This window comes from Lactobacillus sp. S2-2 (genome assembly GCF_021698855.1).
Taxonomy (GTDB): domain Bacteria; phylum Bacillota; class Bacilli; order Lactobacillales; family Lactobacillaceae; genus Fructilactobacillus.
The window spans coordinates 18,948-35,198 of record NZ_WWFA01000012.1 but is presented as its reverse complement, the minus strand read 5'-3'; the positions used below and the strand labels follow the sequence as shown (position 1 = coordinate 35,198).

Sequence of the window (16,251 nt, the reverse complement as noted above, 5' to 3'; positions counted from 1 at the left end):
CATAAGACTAATTAAATTTATTTTCTAATTTTGAAAATTCTACATTATTAACAAATTCTTCTAAAGCATCATTTGCTAAATCGATTCCCTTTGATAACTCTATTTGTTGTTCTTTTGTAAATTTACCCAATACGTAATTTACAACACTTTCTTTATTGGGATGGTCAATTCCTACTCTAATTCGATTAAAATTTTTAGTCCCTAAATGATTAATCAAGCTTTTAATTCCATTATGACCACCAGCAGATCCATTTGTTCTTAGTCTTAATTTACCAACTGGTAGATCCATATCATCATATGCAACGATTAGATCTTCAATATCAATTTTATAAAAATCCATAATTGGTCGAACTGCTTGACCAGATTCATTCATCATAGTTGTAGGTTGGACTACAATCACCTTTTCACCATTAATATTTCCTTCACCAATTTTTGCATGCATCTTATTTTTTGAAATTTTAATATTATTTCTGTCAGCAAATTTCTCAACTGTCATAAATCCTGTATTATGTCTGGTTCCCATAAACTCTAAGCCAATATTTCCAAGTCCTACAATCATTTTCATTTTAAATACGCTCCAATACTTCTTAACTGTAATAAATCAAATTAATTGTATCATAATTCATAACAATTAATATTTGATAAAAACTTTTCTTATCATTCGCTAAATCTGTAATTCCAAATTCAATAATGCTATAATTAGATTCGTAAATAATAATATATTGGAGGACTTAGATTATGACATTAAAACATCAAAAAGTTGTTTTAGTTGGTGATGGTGCAGTTGGTTCATCATACGCATTTGCAATGACTCAACAAGGTATTGCTGAAGAATTTGTAATTGTTGATATTGATAAAAAAAGAACATATGGTGATGCATTAGACCTTGAAGATGCTACACCTTTTACAGCTAACAAAAATATTTATTCAGGTGAATACAGTGATTGTAAGGATGCAGACTTAGTAGTTATTACTGCTGGTGCACCTCAAAAACCTGGTGAAACTAGACTTGATTTAGTAAGTAAAAATATTAAAATTCTTTCAACAATTGTTAAACCAATCGTTGATTCTGGTTTTGATGGTATTTTCCTTGTTGCTGCTAACCCAGTTGACATCTTAACTCAAATCACACAAAAATTATCTGGATTCCCTAAGAATAAAGTATTTGGTTCAGGTACATCATTAGATACTGCTCGTTTCAGAGTTGCTGTTGCTAAAAAATTAAACATTGATCCTGCAAGTGTTGATGCTTACATTCTTGGTGAACATGGTGATTCAGAATTTGCTAACATTGATGAAGCTTCAGTTGGTAATGTTCCATTAGTTGATGTTGCTAAAGCAAAAGGTATCTCAAAAGATGACTTATTAAAACTTGAAGACGAAACTAGAAACAAAGCATACGAAATTATTAATAATAAGGGTGCTACTTTCTACGGTGTTGGTACTGCTTTAATGAGAATTTCACGTGCTATTTTACGTGACGAAAATGCTGTTTTACCTGTTGGTGCTCCTGTTGATGGACACTATGGATTAAAAGATCTTTATATCGGTACTCCTGCTGTTATTAATGCAAGTGGTGTTGCTGATGTATTAGAAATCCCTCTAAGTGATGAAGAAAAAGCTAAGATGGATGCTTCTGCTAAGACACTTAATGAAATTTTAGTTAAGGCTGAAAAAGAACTTTAATACAATTAAACATTAATATAAAAAGAGTTGTAGATTTTAATCCACAACTCTTTTTTTATGTAAATATATTATTTAGAACTTAATCCAAGACTCAAAGATAGAGCATTATCAACTTCATTCATTTTTTTTGCTACTAAATGAGTCACTCGATCTTGTAATCTCTGTTTATCAATAGTCCTAACCTGTTCAAGCAAAATTACTGAGTTTTTTTCCACTCCAGCTTGCTTAGCAGTAATTCCAATGTGTGTAGGCATTTTTGGTTTCGAAATTCTGGCTGTGATGGCAGCAACAATTACAGTTGGACTATAATGGTTCCCAACATCATTTTGGATTATCAAAACAGGGCGCATTCCACCCTGCTCTGACCCAATAACCGGAGATAAATCAGCATAAAAAATGTCGCCACGTTTAATATCAGTGGTTTGCATTTAAAAACTTCCCCTCTTAAAACGGTTAATTTCACTTGTTATCTAATTTCCCAAAAACCGTCAATGTTGATTCTTCTTCGCAAGCAGAAAACTCATCCACAATTTGACTATTTAAAGAAGCCATAGACATATATCCGTGCATTAAAGATGTAAATAGGGGGTCACTAGGAAAATCACAATCGACTTTAATTGGTTCTTTGTTGCTTTTACTTGTCCATTTATGCATATCATCTCTATTATCACCATTAACTAAAATTAAAAATCTTTGTCTGACATCTTTTATCATTAATAAAACTCCTAAAAATATAGTTTAATTTGACTGGTATATTCTGGGTAATCTTTCAGAAAATCCACAAACAATTGCATGCGTAATTGTTTGGCAATAATCAGCAACATCTTGCATGAGTATGCTTTTCCCTTGGTTTTCACCAATAAAAGTAACTGTAGTACCTTTGATGATATCATAAGGAAGACGAATCATCAATTGGTCCATACAAATTCGACCAACAATTTCACAATAATGACCATCCACTAAAACATTAAATCCTTTTAGTTCTCTTCTAATTCCATCTGCATAACCAATTGGTACAGTACCAATCCATTCTTCGTTTTTAGTTGTATAAGTAGCTCCATAACCTATAGACTTACCTTCTGGTACTTTTTTTACATAAACTAATTCAGAAATAAGACTCATTGCTGGTTTTAATTCAAATGGTGGTTCTATTAAATTACCAGAAGGATTATAACCATATCCAGCAATTCCAAATCTTATCATATTTGATCCAGTTAAATCATGCCATAAACTAGTAGCAGAATTTGCAACATGAACATATTTTGGTCTGTTAGGAATTTCATTCATCATTTCAAAAAAGTGATCTCTTTGATATTCAAAATAAGAACTATCATCAGAATCAGCAGTTGAAAAATGTGTAAAGACACCTTCAAGATCAATTAATTTGTTCATTTTTTCAAATTGACCAATAAATTTCTTAACTTCTTCAGCACTTTGTAACCCGATGCGTCCCATTCCAGTATCTAATGCCAAATGAATTTTAATTTTATTTTTAAAGTTATTTTCTTTAATTAGCTGATTTGCTTCTTTAATCCAATCAATTGAAGATACTGTTACTGAAATATCATATTTTTGAATTAAATTAATTAAATTAACATCCGTTAATCCTAAAACTAAAATTGGCTCTATAAAACCAGCTTTTCTAAGTTCAATTGCTTCATCTAAAACTGCTACACAAAATCCAGTAGCTCCAGCTCTTTTGGCTATTTCTGCAATTTTAACAGCCCCATGCCCATATGCATTAGCTTTTACAACCATAAACAATTCTGAATCTTTATCTAATAATTTTCTTTCTTGATTAATATTATGATAAACCGCATTTTCATTTATAATTAATTGCGATTTTCGATTAATTGCAATTGTCATTATTTAATTCACCTCTTAAAATGTGTAACCTATAGTTTATCACACTTATGTATAATTAATAATAAAAAAGACCGATTATAATAATCGGTCTTTTCTTTATTCTTTGTTTTTAATAACAAAAGATGATTTACCTTTGCTACTATTACTTTTACTGCGATTACGATCTGAATTATCTCTGTTACGATTATTAGATGGACGCTTTTTATTATCTGAATAGCGTTTCTTACCGCCACCATCACGATCTCTACGGTTTCGGTTATAGCCGCCTCTTCCTCCACGACCATTTCCTTTACCTCGATAATTACCACCTTTTTTATTATTATTCTTAAGCGGTTTTTCAGGTGTAATATGAACTTTAACTTGTTCTTTTGTCATTGTTTTTAACAATGCGGCAACAAGATCTTCAACGTCATATTCTTCTAATAATTTTTTAGCTGTTGGAATGAAAATTTCCTTTTCAGTCTTTTGAACTAACTTAGCCACATCTTCTTCTGCAAATTTCAATTGACCTTCTAATGATTCTTCTTTTGAAGGTGGCTTTAAAGGTAACATTCTAACTTTAGTCATTTTTTCTACTTCTCTTAAATAACTCATTTCATTTGGAGAAACAAAAGTTACAGAGGTACCACGTTTACCAGCTCTACCAGTTCTTCCAATTCTGTGAACATAGCTTTCAGGATCTTGTGGAATATCAAAGTTATATACATGAGTAACTCCAGAAACATCAATTCCACGGGCTGCAACGTCAGTAGCAACTAAATAATTAATACGATTATTTTTAAAGTCTTTCATAATTTGTGAACGACGAGCTTGAGTTAAATCACCATGAAGACCAGCAGCTCTATAGCCACACATTGATAAACCTTTAGCAACTTCATCAACACGACGTTTAGTTCGACAGAAGATGATTGTTACTTCTGGCATTTGAACATCAAAGATTCTAGTCATAATTTCAAACTTTTCAGAATCTTTAACTTTTACATAATATTGTTCAATCAAATCTGTTGTTAACTCTTTTGCTTTAACAGTGATTTGTTTAGGATCTTTCATAAATTGAACCCCAACTCGTTTAATTGGAGCTGGCATAGTTGCAGAATAAAGTAATGTTTGTCTAGTTTCTGGAGTTTTCTTGATAATATTTTCAATGTCTTCAAGGAATCCCATATTCAACATTTCATCAGCTTCATCTAAAACTAAAAAGTCCACATATTCTAATTTTATTGTACGACGATTAATATGATCTAAAAGTCTACCCGGAGTACCAACCATGATTTGTGGTTTTTTCTTCAAATCATAAATTTGTTTTTTGATGTCTGATCCACCATAAACAACTTGAGCTTTTACTCCTTGATCCTTACCTAATCTTTCCATCTCTTTTTGAGTTTGGATAGCTAATTCTCTAGTTGGAGAAATAACCAAAGCTTGGATATTTGGATTGTTAGTATCAATTTTTTCAATTATTGGTAATGAAAAAGCTGCAGTTTTACCTGTACCTGTTTGTGCTTGACCAATAACATCTTCACCTTTTAATAACAAAGGAATTGTTTGTGCTTGAATTGCAGTAGGTTCATCAAATCCACTTCTTTCAATTGACTTTAGTAGATTTTCTGATAATCCTAGTTCGTTAAACTTCAATATGTTTCCTCCTAATTGGAACATCCACGTTTAAATCCATAAAAAGCTTAGAAAAAATCCGTTTTCCATGAAGCGCTTAATACTTGGTTAAACATCGATTCATTAAATGCGTCTTATTAATATTACAACCTTTTAAAAAATTAATCAATATAATTTAAGAGTGCTACTTTATTTTTTTAACATATCCAATAATTTTTCTAAATGAATCCCGTGACTACCTTTCAGTAATACATAATCTTTTGGTTCAATTTCATCATTTAAATCATGATACAAACTATCCATATCATCCTTTTTATAATAGTGAATATCACTTATTGCATATTTATTTTTTAATTGATTATATAAAGGCAATATTTCATTTCCGATTAAATAAACACTTTTAATTTCTGCTGGATTAATATCATTAGCTAGACCCTTATGAAGTTCAGCTGATGCATCACCTAATTCAAGCATATCACCTAATACAATTATTTTATGCCCATTTGTTGGTTCGGCAACAAAAGCATTCAATACATTTTTTACTGCAGTTGGATTTGAATTATAAACATCACTTAATATTTTTTCATCCTTAGCACCTATAATCCATTCTGTTCGATTTTCAGTTAAATCAAAACTCTTTAAAGCAGATTTAATATCCTCTTTTTTAATTTCATATAAATCCCCAACCATGATTGCAGCCAATGCATTATTGACATTATACTCACCAATCATTGGAATTTCGAATTCAAAATCAGCATACTTGTTAGTTGTAAAAAGTGTATTAAATTTTTCTTTGTGAATAGATGTTGAATAAAGATTATTATCGGTATTTTTTCCAAAAGTTCTAATCAAAATATCATTTAAATTCTTTGCTCGATCATTTAATAAATGTTCATCACCATTATATATAAAAAAACTTTGTGTCTTTAATGCATTAGTGATTTCCATTTTAGCATCGGCTATTTTGTCTCTTGTTTTAAAAAATTCAATATGAGCTTCACCAATCATCGTGATAATCGCAACATCTGGTTGAACTAATTTGCTCAAAAAATTTAATTGTCCTGGACGATCCATTCCAAATTCAACTACTAAAGTTTCTGTTGATGGTTTCATAGATAAAATAGTAATTGGTACTCCAATTTCATTATTAAAATTACCATTTGTTTTTGTCACATTAAACTTTGTTGAAAGAACTGATGCCACCATATCTTTTGTAGTTGTCTTCCCATTACTTCCAGTAATTGCAATTACTTCAGGATTTATTTTTTTTAAGTAATATCGACTTAATTTTTGCAAAGATTCTAAAGCATTTTCAACTTTAAGAATCGGAATGTTTTTAGGTATTTCAAATTCGCTTTTATTTTCAAAAAAAGTAGCTACAGCACCATTATTAATAGCAGATTCAATAAATTTATGACCATCTTGCTCACCCTTTAGTGGAATAAATAAAGAATTCACTCCAATTTTTCGACTATCAAAAGAAACCTCTTCAACTGTAATATCCTGATCATTTTTATTTAAAATTTCAGCATTGACAGCTTTAGCAATTTCTTGCAGACTCATTTTCATATATAGGCTCCTAATTATAATTAATTTAATTAATTATAACATGAATGACTTCTTAACCTTAAAATTACAATTATTCATACCTTATTTAAATTATTTTTAAAAGCTGATATGATAATATAATGCTTAACTAAAAAGTGGTTTAAATTATTTTAATTAAATTAAAATTTTATTTACCATAAATATTAAATTCAATTATTAAATAAATCACTTATCTGCTAGTTAAGATAACTTTTAAATAGGAGATGACAATAATTGTCTAACACATCATCTGAAAGTCCTGATGGAGAGACCCGGACTTTTTGGAAAAAAAATTTAGTTGCTCTATGGTTTGGAATGTTCATGACTGGAATGGGTTTTTCTGTCATGATGCCTTTTTTATCATTATTTATTTCTGAACTAGGAGATTTCACTCACAGTGAACTTAGTTTATATTCCGGATTAGCATTTGCTGCATCGTATATAGTCACAGCAATTGTTAGCCCAATTTGGGGAAGTTTAGCCGATCGATATGGTCGTAAGGTAATGCTACTTCGTGCTTCATTTGGAATGGGAATATGTATTCTATTAATGGGATTAACTCCAAATGTATGGATTTTAATTATTTTAAGATTGATTCAAGGAGTTTTCTCAGGATATATGAGTAATTCAAATGCCCTTTTAGCAACTCAAGTTCCTAAAAAGGAAAGCGGTAAAGCATTAGGAACTCTTGCTACCGGAAGTGTTTCTGGTACATTACTTGGACCATTCATCGGGGGGATTTTAGCATCTGTAGCTGGTTATCGAATTACTTTCTTTATCACTGGAGGGTTACTTTTATCAGTTTTCTTCGTTACTTTATTTTTTGTAAAAGAAAACTTTGAACCAATTTCAAAAGAAGATAATCTATCTGCTAAAGAAGTTATTAAACACTTACCAAATTACAAACTTGTTTTTGGAATGTTTATCACAACTATGATTATTCAAGCTTCAAATACTTCAATTACCCCTATTTTATCTTTATATGTAAAACAAATTTTAAATAACAGTCCACAAGTTTCATTTTATGCAGGAATTGTTGCAGCTATACCTGGATTAGCAACTTTAATTGCGGCTCCTAGATTAGGAGAATTAGGAGATCGTATTGGTACTCATAAGATTATTATGGCTGGATTTATATTTGCCATCTTCTTATATATTCCGATGGCTTTTGTAACTAATATCTGGCAATTATTAGCTCTTAGATTTTTAATTGGAATTTCTAATGCTTGCATGCTTCCTGCTGTTCAAACAATTTTAGCTAAAAATACACCAACTGACATTACTGGAAGAATATTCAGTTGGAATCAATCATTACAAGCTTTTGGTAACTTTTTAGGACCTATTATTGGTTCAGTTGTTTCTTCAATTTTTGGTTATTCTGGAGTTTTCATATCTACTTCAATCTTAGTATTATTAAACTTAATGTTAGTCAGAAACGAAACAAAAAATATATAAAAAAAAGCATCGGAATAAAATTCCGATGCTTTTATTTTTATTATTTGTTGGCAAAACCATATTTTTTGTTGAAACGGTCCACAGCACCATCTGCTTGAGTAAACTTTTGTTTACCAGTGTAGAATGGATGTGAATCAGAAGAAATTTCAACACGAATTAATGGATAAGTATTACCATCGTCCATTTTAATAGTTTCTTCAGAATTAGCAGTTGAGCCAGTAATGAATTTGAAACCAGTACTTGAATCTTGGAATACCACTTGGTGATATTCTGGATGAATTCCATTTCTCATAATATATCGCTCCTTTGCCCTAAATTATTCAATTCAGAGATTGATTCTCTTGTTAGTCAACTTTTGTAGTTTATCACGAAAATAAATTTGGTGCAACTAACGAAATTAATCATCAATAATTTCTACATTTGCATTTAAGTTTGTCAATTTAGTAATCACATTATCATAACCACGCAAAATATTATCCGCATTTTCAATAATAGTCGTTCCATTTGCCATCAATCCTGCAATAAATAATGACGCACCAGCTCTAATTTCTCCAGCACTAACTGTTGAACCCGCCAATTCATTTGTATGGTTAATTGTAATAGTTTGTTGCTCTTCGTTAGCAAAAATATTTGCTCCCATTGATTGCAACTCAGCAACATGCTTCGTTCTTTTTGGATAAATCGTATCATTAATAATACTTTTTGATTCAGCCTTTAAAAGTAACGGAGTCAAAGGTTGTTGCAAATCAGTAGCAAAACCTGGAAATGGTGCTGTACTAACTTCAATACCATTTAATTTATCAGATTTTTCTACATAAATACTATCTTCTCGAACATCCATCTTTACTCCAATTTCATTTAGCTTAGCTAAATATGCTTCTAAATGCTCTGGAATAACATTTTTAACTAAAACTCCATCACCAATTGCCGCAGCCATTGATAAATAAGTACCCGCTTCAATTCGATCAGGAATAACAGTATGAACAGTTTCAGCAGATAATGTAGAAACTCCTTCAATTTTTATAACATCTGTACCAGCACCCTTAATATGAGCCCCCATACCATTTAAAAACATAACTATATCTGTAATTTCTGGTTCCCTTGCAGCATTTTGAATTGTAGTTGAACCGCTAGCTTTTACTGCAGCTAAAATAGCATTGATCGTAGCACCAACAGAAACAATATCTAGGAATATATTCGCTCCATGCAAACCATTTTTGGTTGCATCAATTGTTACTGTCCCGTTATTTTCTGTAATTTCAGCTCCCAATGATTTAAATGCTTGTAAATGTTGCTCGATTGGTCTTGGACCAATATCATCGCCACCTGGGAAACTAACCTCAGCTTTATGAAAGCGACCTAATAGTGCTCCCATAAAGTAGTATGATGCTCTTAAACTTTTAATTGCTTTACTAGGTAAAACATTTTCTTCAATTTTAGTTGGATCAATTTCTAATAGACCATCAGAAAATTCAGACTTAACATTCATTGATTCCAAGATAATCATTAAATTATTAACATCTAATATATTTGGAACCATGTCTAACTTAACTGGTGTATCAGCTAAAATAGCAGCAGGAATTAGGGCAACAGTACTATTTTTAGCTCCACCAATTACAACTTCACCTTTTAGTCTGTTACCTCCATGAATGATCATTTTATTCATTTTTGGATTCCTCGCTTAATCTAAATTTATACATTATTAATCATAGATAATTTTATTTCAAATTACAATGCATAATTAAAAGAATTAATAATTATTAAGATTTAGAAACTTTTTCAATAGTTTTTACAAATTCAGCGAAAAGTCCTTCTGGACGATTAGGTCTTGATAAAAATTCTGGATGATATTGTGCTGCAACATAAAAATCATTTTCTGGAACTTCAACAACTTCAACTAATTTTTCATCAGGTGAAGTTCCTGAAATAACTAAACCAGCATTTTGTAATTCTTCACGATATACATTACTAAATTCATAACGATGACGATGACGTTCTGAAATTTCAGTTTTGTTGCCATAAGCAGCAGCAGTTTTAGTTCCTGGAACTAACTTACATGTGTATGCACCAAGTCTTTGAGTTCCACCAATATTATCAACATCATTTTGATCAGCCATTAAATCAATAACTTTATGTTTAGAATCTAAATCAAATTCAGCAGATGTTGCATCTTCCAAGCCAAGTACATTTCTAGCAAATTCAATAGTAGCAATTTGCATTCCTAAACAAATTCCAAAATAAGGTACATTATTTTCTCTAGCATACTTTGCAGTTGTAATCATTCCTTCAATACCACGATCACCAAATCCACCAGGTACAATAATTCCATCAATATTTTCAAATGTTTTTTCCACATTTTCTGAATTTATTTCTGAAGCATCTAATGTAATTAAATTAATTTTAGTATCTACTGCATAACCAGCATGATCTAGTGCCTCAATTACTGATAAATATGCATCTTTTAAGCCAACGTATTTACCTACTAAAGCAACATTAACTTCATTTTTTAAATTACTAATATGTGATTCCATATTTTTCCAATCTTCCATATCAGCAGATGGTGCATTTATTCCAAAATGTTTTAAGATTTGATCATCCATTCCTTGCTTTTGAAAACTCAATGGAATTTTGTATAAATTAGGTGCATTCAATGATTGAATAATATTACTTACATCAACATCACAAAAAGCAGCAATCTTTTGTTGAACACTATCATTAATTGCTTGTTCTGATCTTAAAACTAACATATCTGGTTGAATTCCAAGACCTCTTAATTCTTTAACTGAATGTTGAGTTGGCTTAGTTTTAATTTCTTTTGCCGCATGTAAATAAGGAATTAAAGTAGTGTGAATATAAAAAGTATTCTCTGCACCAACTTTTGATTTCATTTGTCTAATTGCTTCTAAAAATGGTAAAGATTCAATATCTCCAACAGTTCCACCAATTTCAGTAATTACTACATCTGCATCAGTTGTATTAGCAGCACGCATCATTTTTTCCTTAATCATACCAGTGATATGTGGAATAACTTGAACAGTTGCTCCAAGATAATCACCATGACGTTCTTTTTCTAATACTTCTTGATAAATTTTACCAGTTGTAACGTTTGAATATTGATTTAAATTATTATCAATAAATCTTTCATAATGACCTAAATCTAAATCAGTTTCTGAACCATCATCTGTTACAAAAACTTCACCATGTTGGTATGGATTCATTGTACCTGGATCAATATTAATATATGGATCAAACTTTTGAATTGTTACGTTTAATCCACGATTCTTTAATAATCTTCCAATTGATGCTGAAACAATTCCCTTACCTAAAGATGATACAACTCCACCAGTTACAAAAATATATTTAGCCATAATTAAAATTCCTCCATAAAAATAATATATTATATAAGTGGGATTAAAATAAAAATGCTCCCTATTCAATAATAGGGAGCATTCGATTCGTTCAATTGTCTTTGCAAAAAGCAAAGAGCCCAAACAATATATTACTGATTATCTAATAAACAGTCAAGTTATTTTTCTTCATCGTCTGATAAATCATCATTTTCTGATTCTACTTCATCTTCATCGATTTCTGATAAATCACCTTCGACACCATCATCAATTTCAGTATCTTCAGCATCATCGTTTTCTTCATCATCATCTAAATCTTTATGATAATCTTCTTCATCAACATCAAAACTACCTTCTTGGTCTTCAGGATCATCGTTTTCGTAGTCGATTACATCATCATCAGAAGCATCAGCAAGAAATGCATTAACTTTTTGACGTTTCTTTAATCTTGGTTCATCTTCATCTTCAGTACTAATTGTTGCTTCATCAATTGAATCGTATGGGTACCAAGTTCTTAATCCCCACACATTATTTCCTAAAGAAATGAAACTTCCATCAACATTTAAATCTGTATAAAATTGTGGTAATCTATCTCTAATTTCACGATTACTGTCACCAAGGTATTTTTGAATTTCATTTGCAATATCAACGAATGACATTGATTCGCCTTTATCAGAAAGGATTGCATGAGCAACCTCAATCATTGATAATTCTTTTTTATCTTGACCATCAAATTGGTTTAATTTCAAATCAACACACGCCCTTCTAATCTCTATCATTATAATGATACTAGCTTAGACAAAAAATTGCAATCTTAGCTTGTATTCTCCAAATAGTTGTTCTCCATTCGATAAATCATAATCAATCGAAACTTCACCATTAGACAAATCATCAGCTACTTTATAGTCAAGTCTTTTTGTTGTTGTTTGTAATTGAATTGGACCATATTCAGTACGATATAAATTATCAACTTCATTATTTTTATCAAATGTTACCCTTAATCTTTGCTCTGCATTTCTAGTTAAAACAATCGTTTTATCTTCATTAATTTTTAATGTTACTAAAATTGATTTATTATCACTATGTTCATAAAAACTAACATATATTTGCTGATTAACATAACTAATTTTACCAGGTTCATCAAAAGAAAAATTTTCGATTTCTCCTTCTTGGGTAATTTCAGTATTCATTTTTATTTGAACATTTTTTCTAGCTTCACTACTCATTTTAAATCCCCTATTAAATTATATTATTGTTTATATTGTAAAACTTATTTTTTTAGAATGCACTTAAAATTTCATTAACATGACGATTACTACTATTTAAGTTATAATTAAGTAAAATTGTTATGGAGGTAAAATCGATGAATCAATGGGAACAACTTGACCATGAAAAGATATTTAGAGATCCTGTTCTTGGTCATATTTACGTACAATATAAAGTTGTTTTAAATTTAATTAATACTGCTGAATTTCAAAGATTACGTCGAGTAAAACAGTTAGGAACAACATCTTTTACTTTTCATGGTGCCGAACATTCTCGATTTTCTCACTCACTTGGAGTTTATGAAATAACTAGAAGAATTTGTGACAATTTTCAAAAAAATTATCCAACTAAAAATAAAAACGATGGCCTTTGGGATGATTCTGAAAGACTTGTTGCACTATGTGCCGGTCTTTTGCATGATTTGGGTCATGGTCCATATTCTCATACTTTTGAACATATTTTTGACACTAATCATGAAGAAATTACACAAGCAATCATCACCTCTGAAGAAACTGAGGTTAATCAAGTTCTAAAAACTGTTTCACCAGATTTCCCTAACAAAGTTGCTAGTGTTATCAACAAAACTTATCCAAACGAACAAGTAGTTCAAATGATTTCTAGTCAATGTGATGCTGATCGAATGGATTATTTGATTAGAGATTCATTTAATACTGGTGCTCAATATGGTGCTTTTGATTTAAGCAGAATTCTTCAAGTTATGCGTCCATATAAAGATGGAATTTGCTTTAAAATTGTTGGAGTACACGCAATTGAAGATTATTTAGTTAGTAGATTCCAAATGTATATGCAAGTTTACTTTCATCCAGTATCTAGATCAATGGAAGTTATCTTAAATCATTTACTAAAAAGATCTAGATTCCTTTTTAGCAATCAAAAAGATGATAATCAAAAGAAACCTGACTTACTAATTCCATTATTTAAAAATAAAGTATCCCTAAAAGACTATCTAAAATTAGATGACGGAGTTTTAAATACTTATTTTATTGAATGGCAAGATTCTGATGACGAAATATTATCTGATTTGTCCAAAAGATTTTTAAATCGTCGACCTTTTAAATCAGTTGTTTATGATAAGCATAGCGCATATCTAATTAAAGATATGAAAAAAATCATTGAAGATATTGGTTTTGATTCTAATTACTATACTGCAACTGATAACAGTTTTGACCAACCTTACGATATTTATGACCCTGATTCCAATCACCATGCAACCCAAATTGAATTTATGCGTGAAGATGGATCATTAGTTGAATTATCTGAAGTTAGCCCAATTGTTAAGGCGATAACTGGAAAATTACTTGGTGATAAACGTTTCTTTTTCCCAAAAGAAATGCTTAATCCAAATCAAAATATTGATTTATTTGAAGAAAAATATCAATATTTTAATACTTTTATCCATAATGGCATGATTCAAACATCAAAAGGAGAAAATAATTATGACTTCAATTAAATTTATCGCCATTGATATTGATGGTACCCTACTTAATGAAAATAATCTTTTAGCAAAAGAAACTATTGATACAATTACAGAAGCAAGAAACAAAGGAATTAAAGTTGTTTTATGTACTGGAAGACCAATCACTGGTGCAAAACCACAATTAGAGAAATTAGGTATTTCCGGAAATGATGAATATGTAATTACTTATAATGGTGCACTAGCACAAACAACTTCAGGAGATACTATAAGTAAAGCAACTGTTAACTATGAAGATTTCTTAGAAGTAGAAATGATGGCTCGTGAATTAGATACTAATTTTCAAATTGAAACATCAGATGCAATTTACACTACTAATCGTGATATTTCTCCACATACAGTTACTGAAAGTTATTTAGTAAATGCACAACTAAAATATCGAGCTCCAGAAGAAATTACTAAAGATTTTGATATTTTTAAATTAATGTTTGTAGCTGACCCAGAAAAGATTGCTTCAGTTAGAAAAGACATTCCTAATTCCCTTTTCTCAAGAATGTCAATTGTTCAAAGTGACAAAATCTATCTTGAATTTATGAATAAAAAAACTAGCAAAGGTAATGCTGTAAAAGCAGTTACTGAAAAACTAAACATTAACCCAGATGAAGTTATGGCAATTGGAGATCAAGAAAACGATGTTTCCATGTTAAACTTTGCTAAAATTGGTGTTGCCATGGGAAATGCTGTTGATATTACGAAAGAAAATGCTGATTTTGTAACAAAAAGCAATGCTGAAAATGGTGTTGCATATGCAATTAAAAAATTTGCTCTATAAAAAAACGCTAACTTTAAAGTTAGCGTTTTTTTATTAAACTAAATCAACTTTCATATCATCTTTTTTAATTCTATTAGTCAATCTCAAAAATTTATTAAAAATTAATCCAATTACAGCTGGTATGAAAACTCCAATTACTAAAAATACTAAGAAATTATTCATATTTGTTGTAATCAAAGCGATTGGTGCAATTAAAGAATTTAATCCTAATCCTGCAATTGAATATGGAACCGAAAAATGAAAAGCAACTGTTCCAATTGCACCAGCTAAAATAGCTGATATCATTCCTGGTAACATAATCCATGGATTTTTAATAATATTCCCAAATTGAATTTTGGGAGTAATAATTAATTGTGCAATATTAGTACCCATTTCATTTTCACGGTAAGACATAACTGTATAAGTTATAAATTGTGCTGTAGTTCCTATTAAAGCTGCTCCAGATGATAATGGATCTAACATGATTGCAATTGCTAAAGCTGCTGAAGAAGCAGGTGTTAATAAAAATAGTGCCCATAAAACTGAAATTGAAATTGAACCAATTAGTGGATTAACTTTCATAGATTGTGCAATAAAATCCGAAAGCCAAACCAATGCCGGAGTTGTTATCGCAGCTAATCCCAAAGCAGAAATTGCTCCAACTGTAGTTGCAATAAATGGAACTAAAAACATATCAAGTGGTGTTTTTCCAGTTAACCATTTACCAACTAAGGTTGCTATAACAGCTCCACCTAAAGCACTGATTGGTTGACCAATCATGAATACTCCAGACCCTTGTGGTTGTAACATTACATGACCTGTAGCTGTCATTGCATTAACTGAAGAACTTGTGAAAAATACATTATTTGCCCCTACTGTCGCAGCAATCATAGAACTAAATAAAACTAGTGTATTTGTTTTTAATTGTGATGCTACAGCTGCTCCAATTGCTGGCGCCATTAAAATTTGAGCAATAGTTCCAACTTGTCCTAAAGCTTGCCAATGCACAAAATTATTAATTGAAGATAATAATAATCCAACTCCAATTGTAACTAAGATTGCATTAGAAACACCATTAAAAACTAAATAAATTGATTCTTTAAAAGATTTATTTTCTTTTGAATCAATCTGATTCTTCACTTTATTACTATGATTATTTTGAGCAGTTGCATTCAACATATATT

16 protein-coding genes are annotated in these 16,251 nt (G+C 30.4%); 4 read left to right on the top strand and 12 right to left on the bottom strand.

Annotated features, from left to right (window positions below):
- Nucleotides 1-7 precede the first annotated feature (7 nt).
- On the bottom strand, nt 8-565 hold the full coding sequence (gene pth / locus GSH19_RS06950; RefSeq protein WP_237027379.1) for an aminoacyl-tRNA hydrolase: 558 nt from the start codon (nt 563-565) through the stop codon (nt 8-10).
- 173 nt (nt 566-738) lie between these two features.
- Here pth and GSH19_RS06945 point away from each other — a divergent pair, with 173 nt between their 5' ends.
- Nucleotides 739-1,686 (top strand): L-lactate dehydrogenase, encoded by a 948-nt coding sequence (locus tag GSH19_RS06945; protein ID WP_237027378.1) that lies wholly within the window; start codon nt 739-741, stop codon nt 1,684-1,686.
- A 68-nt stretch (nt 1,687-1,754) separates the two neighbouring features.
- Here GSH19_RS06945 and GSH19_RS06940 read toward each other — a convergent pair whose 3' ends face one another.
- The 5 genes from GSH19_RS06940 to murF form a co-directional block, all read right to left on the bottom strand.
- A complete protein-coding gene (locus GSH19_RS06940) occupies nt 1,755-2,114 on the bottom strand; it encodes a type II toxin-antitoxin system PemK/MazF family toxin (RefSeq protein WP_237027377.1) in 360 nt (119 codons plus the stop codon).
- A gap of 31 nt (nt 2,115-2,145) precedes the next feature.
- Nucleotides 2,146-2,400, bottom strand: a complete 255-nt coding sequence (locus GSH19_RS06935) for a hypothetical protein (RefSeq protein WP_237027376.1) — start codon at nt 2,398-2,400, stop codon at nt 2,146-2,148.
- Between the two features lie 24 nt (nt 2,401-2,424).
- The gene (gene alr, locus GSH19_RS06930; protein ID WP_237027375.1) at nt 2,425-3,552 is read right to left on the bottom strand and encodes an alanine racemase; all 1,128 of its coding nucleotides are present in this window, start codon (nt 3,550-3,552) and stop codon (nt 2,425-2,427) included.
- A 96-nt stretch (nt 3,553-3,648) separates the two neighbouring features.
- Complete coding sequence (locus tag GSH19_RS06925) at nt 3,649-5,187, bottom strand: DEAD/DEAH box helicase (protein WP_237027374.1); 1,539 nt, start codon at nt 5,185-5,187, stop codon at nt 3,649-3,651.
- A gap of 168 nt (nt 5,188-5,355) precedes the next feature.
- Entirely contained in the window at nt 5,356-6,735 is a 1,380-nt protein-coding gene (murF, locus tag GSH19_RS06920) for a UDP-N-acetylmuramoyl-tripeptide--D-alanyl-D-alanine ligase (protein WP_237027373.1), read from the bottom strand.
- 252 nt (nt 6,736-6,987) lie between these two features.
- Between murF and GSH19_RS06915 the strand changes: the two genes are divergently transcribed.
- Nucleotides 6,988-8,208, top strand: a complete 1,221-nt coding sequence (locus tag GSH19_RS06915) for a multidrug efflux MFS transporter (protein ID WP_305067598.1) — start codon at nt 6,988-6,990, stop codon at nt 8,206-8,208.
- Nucleotides 8,209-8,248: 40 nt separating this feature from the next.
- Here the strand turns inward: GSH19_RS06915 and GSH19_RS06910 are convergent, their stop codons facing one another.
- The 5 genes from GSH19_RS06910 to GSH19_RS06890 form a co-directional block, all read right to left on the bottom strand.
- Complete coding sequence (locus GSH19_RS06910) at nt 8,249-8,500, bottom strand: type B 50S ribosomal protein L31 (protein ID WP_237027372.1); 252 nt, start codon at nt 8,498-8,500, stop codon at nt 8,249-8,251.
- Nucleotides 8,501-8,605: 105 nt separating this feature from the next.
- Nucleotides 8,606-9,874 (bottom strand): UDP-N-acetylglucosamine 1-carboxyvinyltransferase, encoded by a 1,269-nt coding sequence (locus GSH19_RS06905; protein WP_237027371.1) that lies wholly within the window; start codon nt 9,872-9,874, stop codon nt 8,606-8,608.
- Between the two features lie 94 nt (nt 9,875-9,968).
- A complete protein-coding gene (locus tag GSH19_RS06900; RefSeq protein WP_237027370.1) occupies nt 9,969-11,576 on the bottom strand; it encodes a CTP synthase in 1,608 nt (535 codons plus the stop codon).
- A 158-nt stretch (nt 11,577-11,734) separates the two neighbouring features.
- Entirely contained in the window at nt 11,735-12,304 is a 570-nt protein-coding gene (rpoE, locus tag GSH19_RS06895; protein ID WP_237027390.1) for a DNA-directed RNA polymerase subunit delta, read from the bottom strand.
- A gap of 45 nt (nt 12,305-12,349) precedes the next feature.
- Nucleotides 12,350-12,781 (bottom strand): DUF1934 domain-containing protein, encoded by a 432-nt coding sequence (locus tag GSH19_RS06890; protein WP_237027369.1) that lies wholly within the window; start codon nt 12,779-12,781, stop codon nt 12,350-12,352.
- 137 nt (nt 12,782-12,918) lie between these two features.
- On the opposite strand from GSH19_RS06890, the gene GSH19_RS06885 reads away from it, so the two are divergent.
- Together GSH19_RS06885 and yidA are read left to right on the top strand one after the other, a co-directional pair.
- On the top strand, nt 12,919-14,292 hold the full coding sequence (locus GSH19_RS06885) for an HD domain-containing protein (RefSeq protein ID WP_237027368.1): 1,374 nt from the start codon (nt 12,919-12,921) through the stop codon (nt 14,290-14,292).
- Nucleotides 14,279-15,088, top strand: a complete 810-nt coding sequence (yidA, locus tag GSH19_RS06880) for a sugar-phosphatase (RefSeq protein ID WP_237027367.1) — start codon at nt 14,279-14,281, stop codon at nt 15,086-15,088. The genes GSH19_RS06885 and yidA overlap by 14 nt, the downstream gene beginning before the upstream one ends.
- Before the next feature lie 33 nt (nt 15,089-15,121).
- On the opposite strand, the gene GSH19_RS06875 is transcribed toward yidA, so the two are convergent.
- Nucleotides 15,122-16,246, bottom strand: a complete 1,125-nt coding sequence (locus tag GSH19_RS06875; protein ID WP_237027366.1) for a PTS transporter subunit IIC — start codon at nt 16,244-16,246, stop codon at nt 15,122-15,124.
- Nucleotides 16,247-16,251: the final 5 nt, after the last annotated feature.

Excerpts from the sequence above, each read along its gene's own strand:
- pth (WP_237027379.1), bottom strand. The coding sequence starts at position 565 with ATGAAAATGATTGTAGGACTTGGAAATATTGGCTTAGAGTTTATGGGA.
- GSH19_RS06945 (WP_237027378.1), top strand. The coding sequence starts at position 739 with ATGACATTAAAACATCAAAAAGTTGTTTTAGTTGGTGATGGTGCAGTT.
- GSH19_RS06940 (WP_237027377.1), bottom strand. The coding sequence starts at position 2,114 with ATGCAAACCACTGATATTAAACGTGGCGACATTTTTTATGCTGATTTA.
- GSH19_RS06935 (WP_237027376.1), bottom strand. The coding sequence starts at position 2,400 with ATGATAAAAGATGTCAGACAAAGATTTTTAATTTTAGTTAATGGTGAT.
- alr (WP_237027375.1), bottom strand. The coding sequence starts at position 3,552 with ATGACAATTGCAATTAATCGAAAATCGCAATTAATTATAAATGAAAAT.
- murF (WP_237027373.1), bottom strand. The coding sequence starts at position 6,735 with ATGAAAATGAGTCTGCAAGAAATTGCTAAAGCTGTCAATGCTGAAATT.
- GSH19_RS06910 (WP_237027372.1), bottom strand. The coding sequence starts at position 8,500 with ATGAGAAATGGAATTCATCCAGAATATCACCAAGTGGTATTCCAAGAT.
- GSH19_RS06905 (WP_237027371.1), bottom strand. The coding sequence starts at position 9,874 with ATGAATAAAATGATCATTCATGGAGGTAACAGACTAAAAGGTGAAGTT.
- GSH19_RS06900 (WP_237027370.1), bottom strand. The coding sequence starts at position 11,576 with ATGGCTAAATATATTTTTGTAACTGGTGGAGTTGTATCATCTTTAGGT.
- GSH19_RS06890 (WP_237027369.1), bottom strand. The coding sequence starts at position 12,781 with ATGAGTAGTGAAGCTAGAAAAAATGTTCAAATAAAAATGAATACTGAA.
- GSH19_RS06885 (WP_237027368.1), top strand. The coding sequence starts at position 12,919 with ATGAATCAATGGGAACAACTTGACCATGAAAAGATATTTAGAGATCCT.
- yidA (WP_237027367.1), top strand. The coding sequence starts at position 14,279 with ATGACTTCAATTAAATTTATCGCCATTGATATTGATGGTACCCTACTT.
- GSH19_RS06875 (WP_237027366.1), bottom strand. The coding sequence starts at position 16,246 with ATGTTGAATGCAACTGCTCAAAATAATCATAGTAATAAAGTGAAGAAT.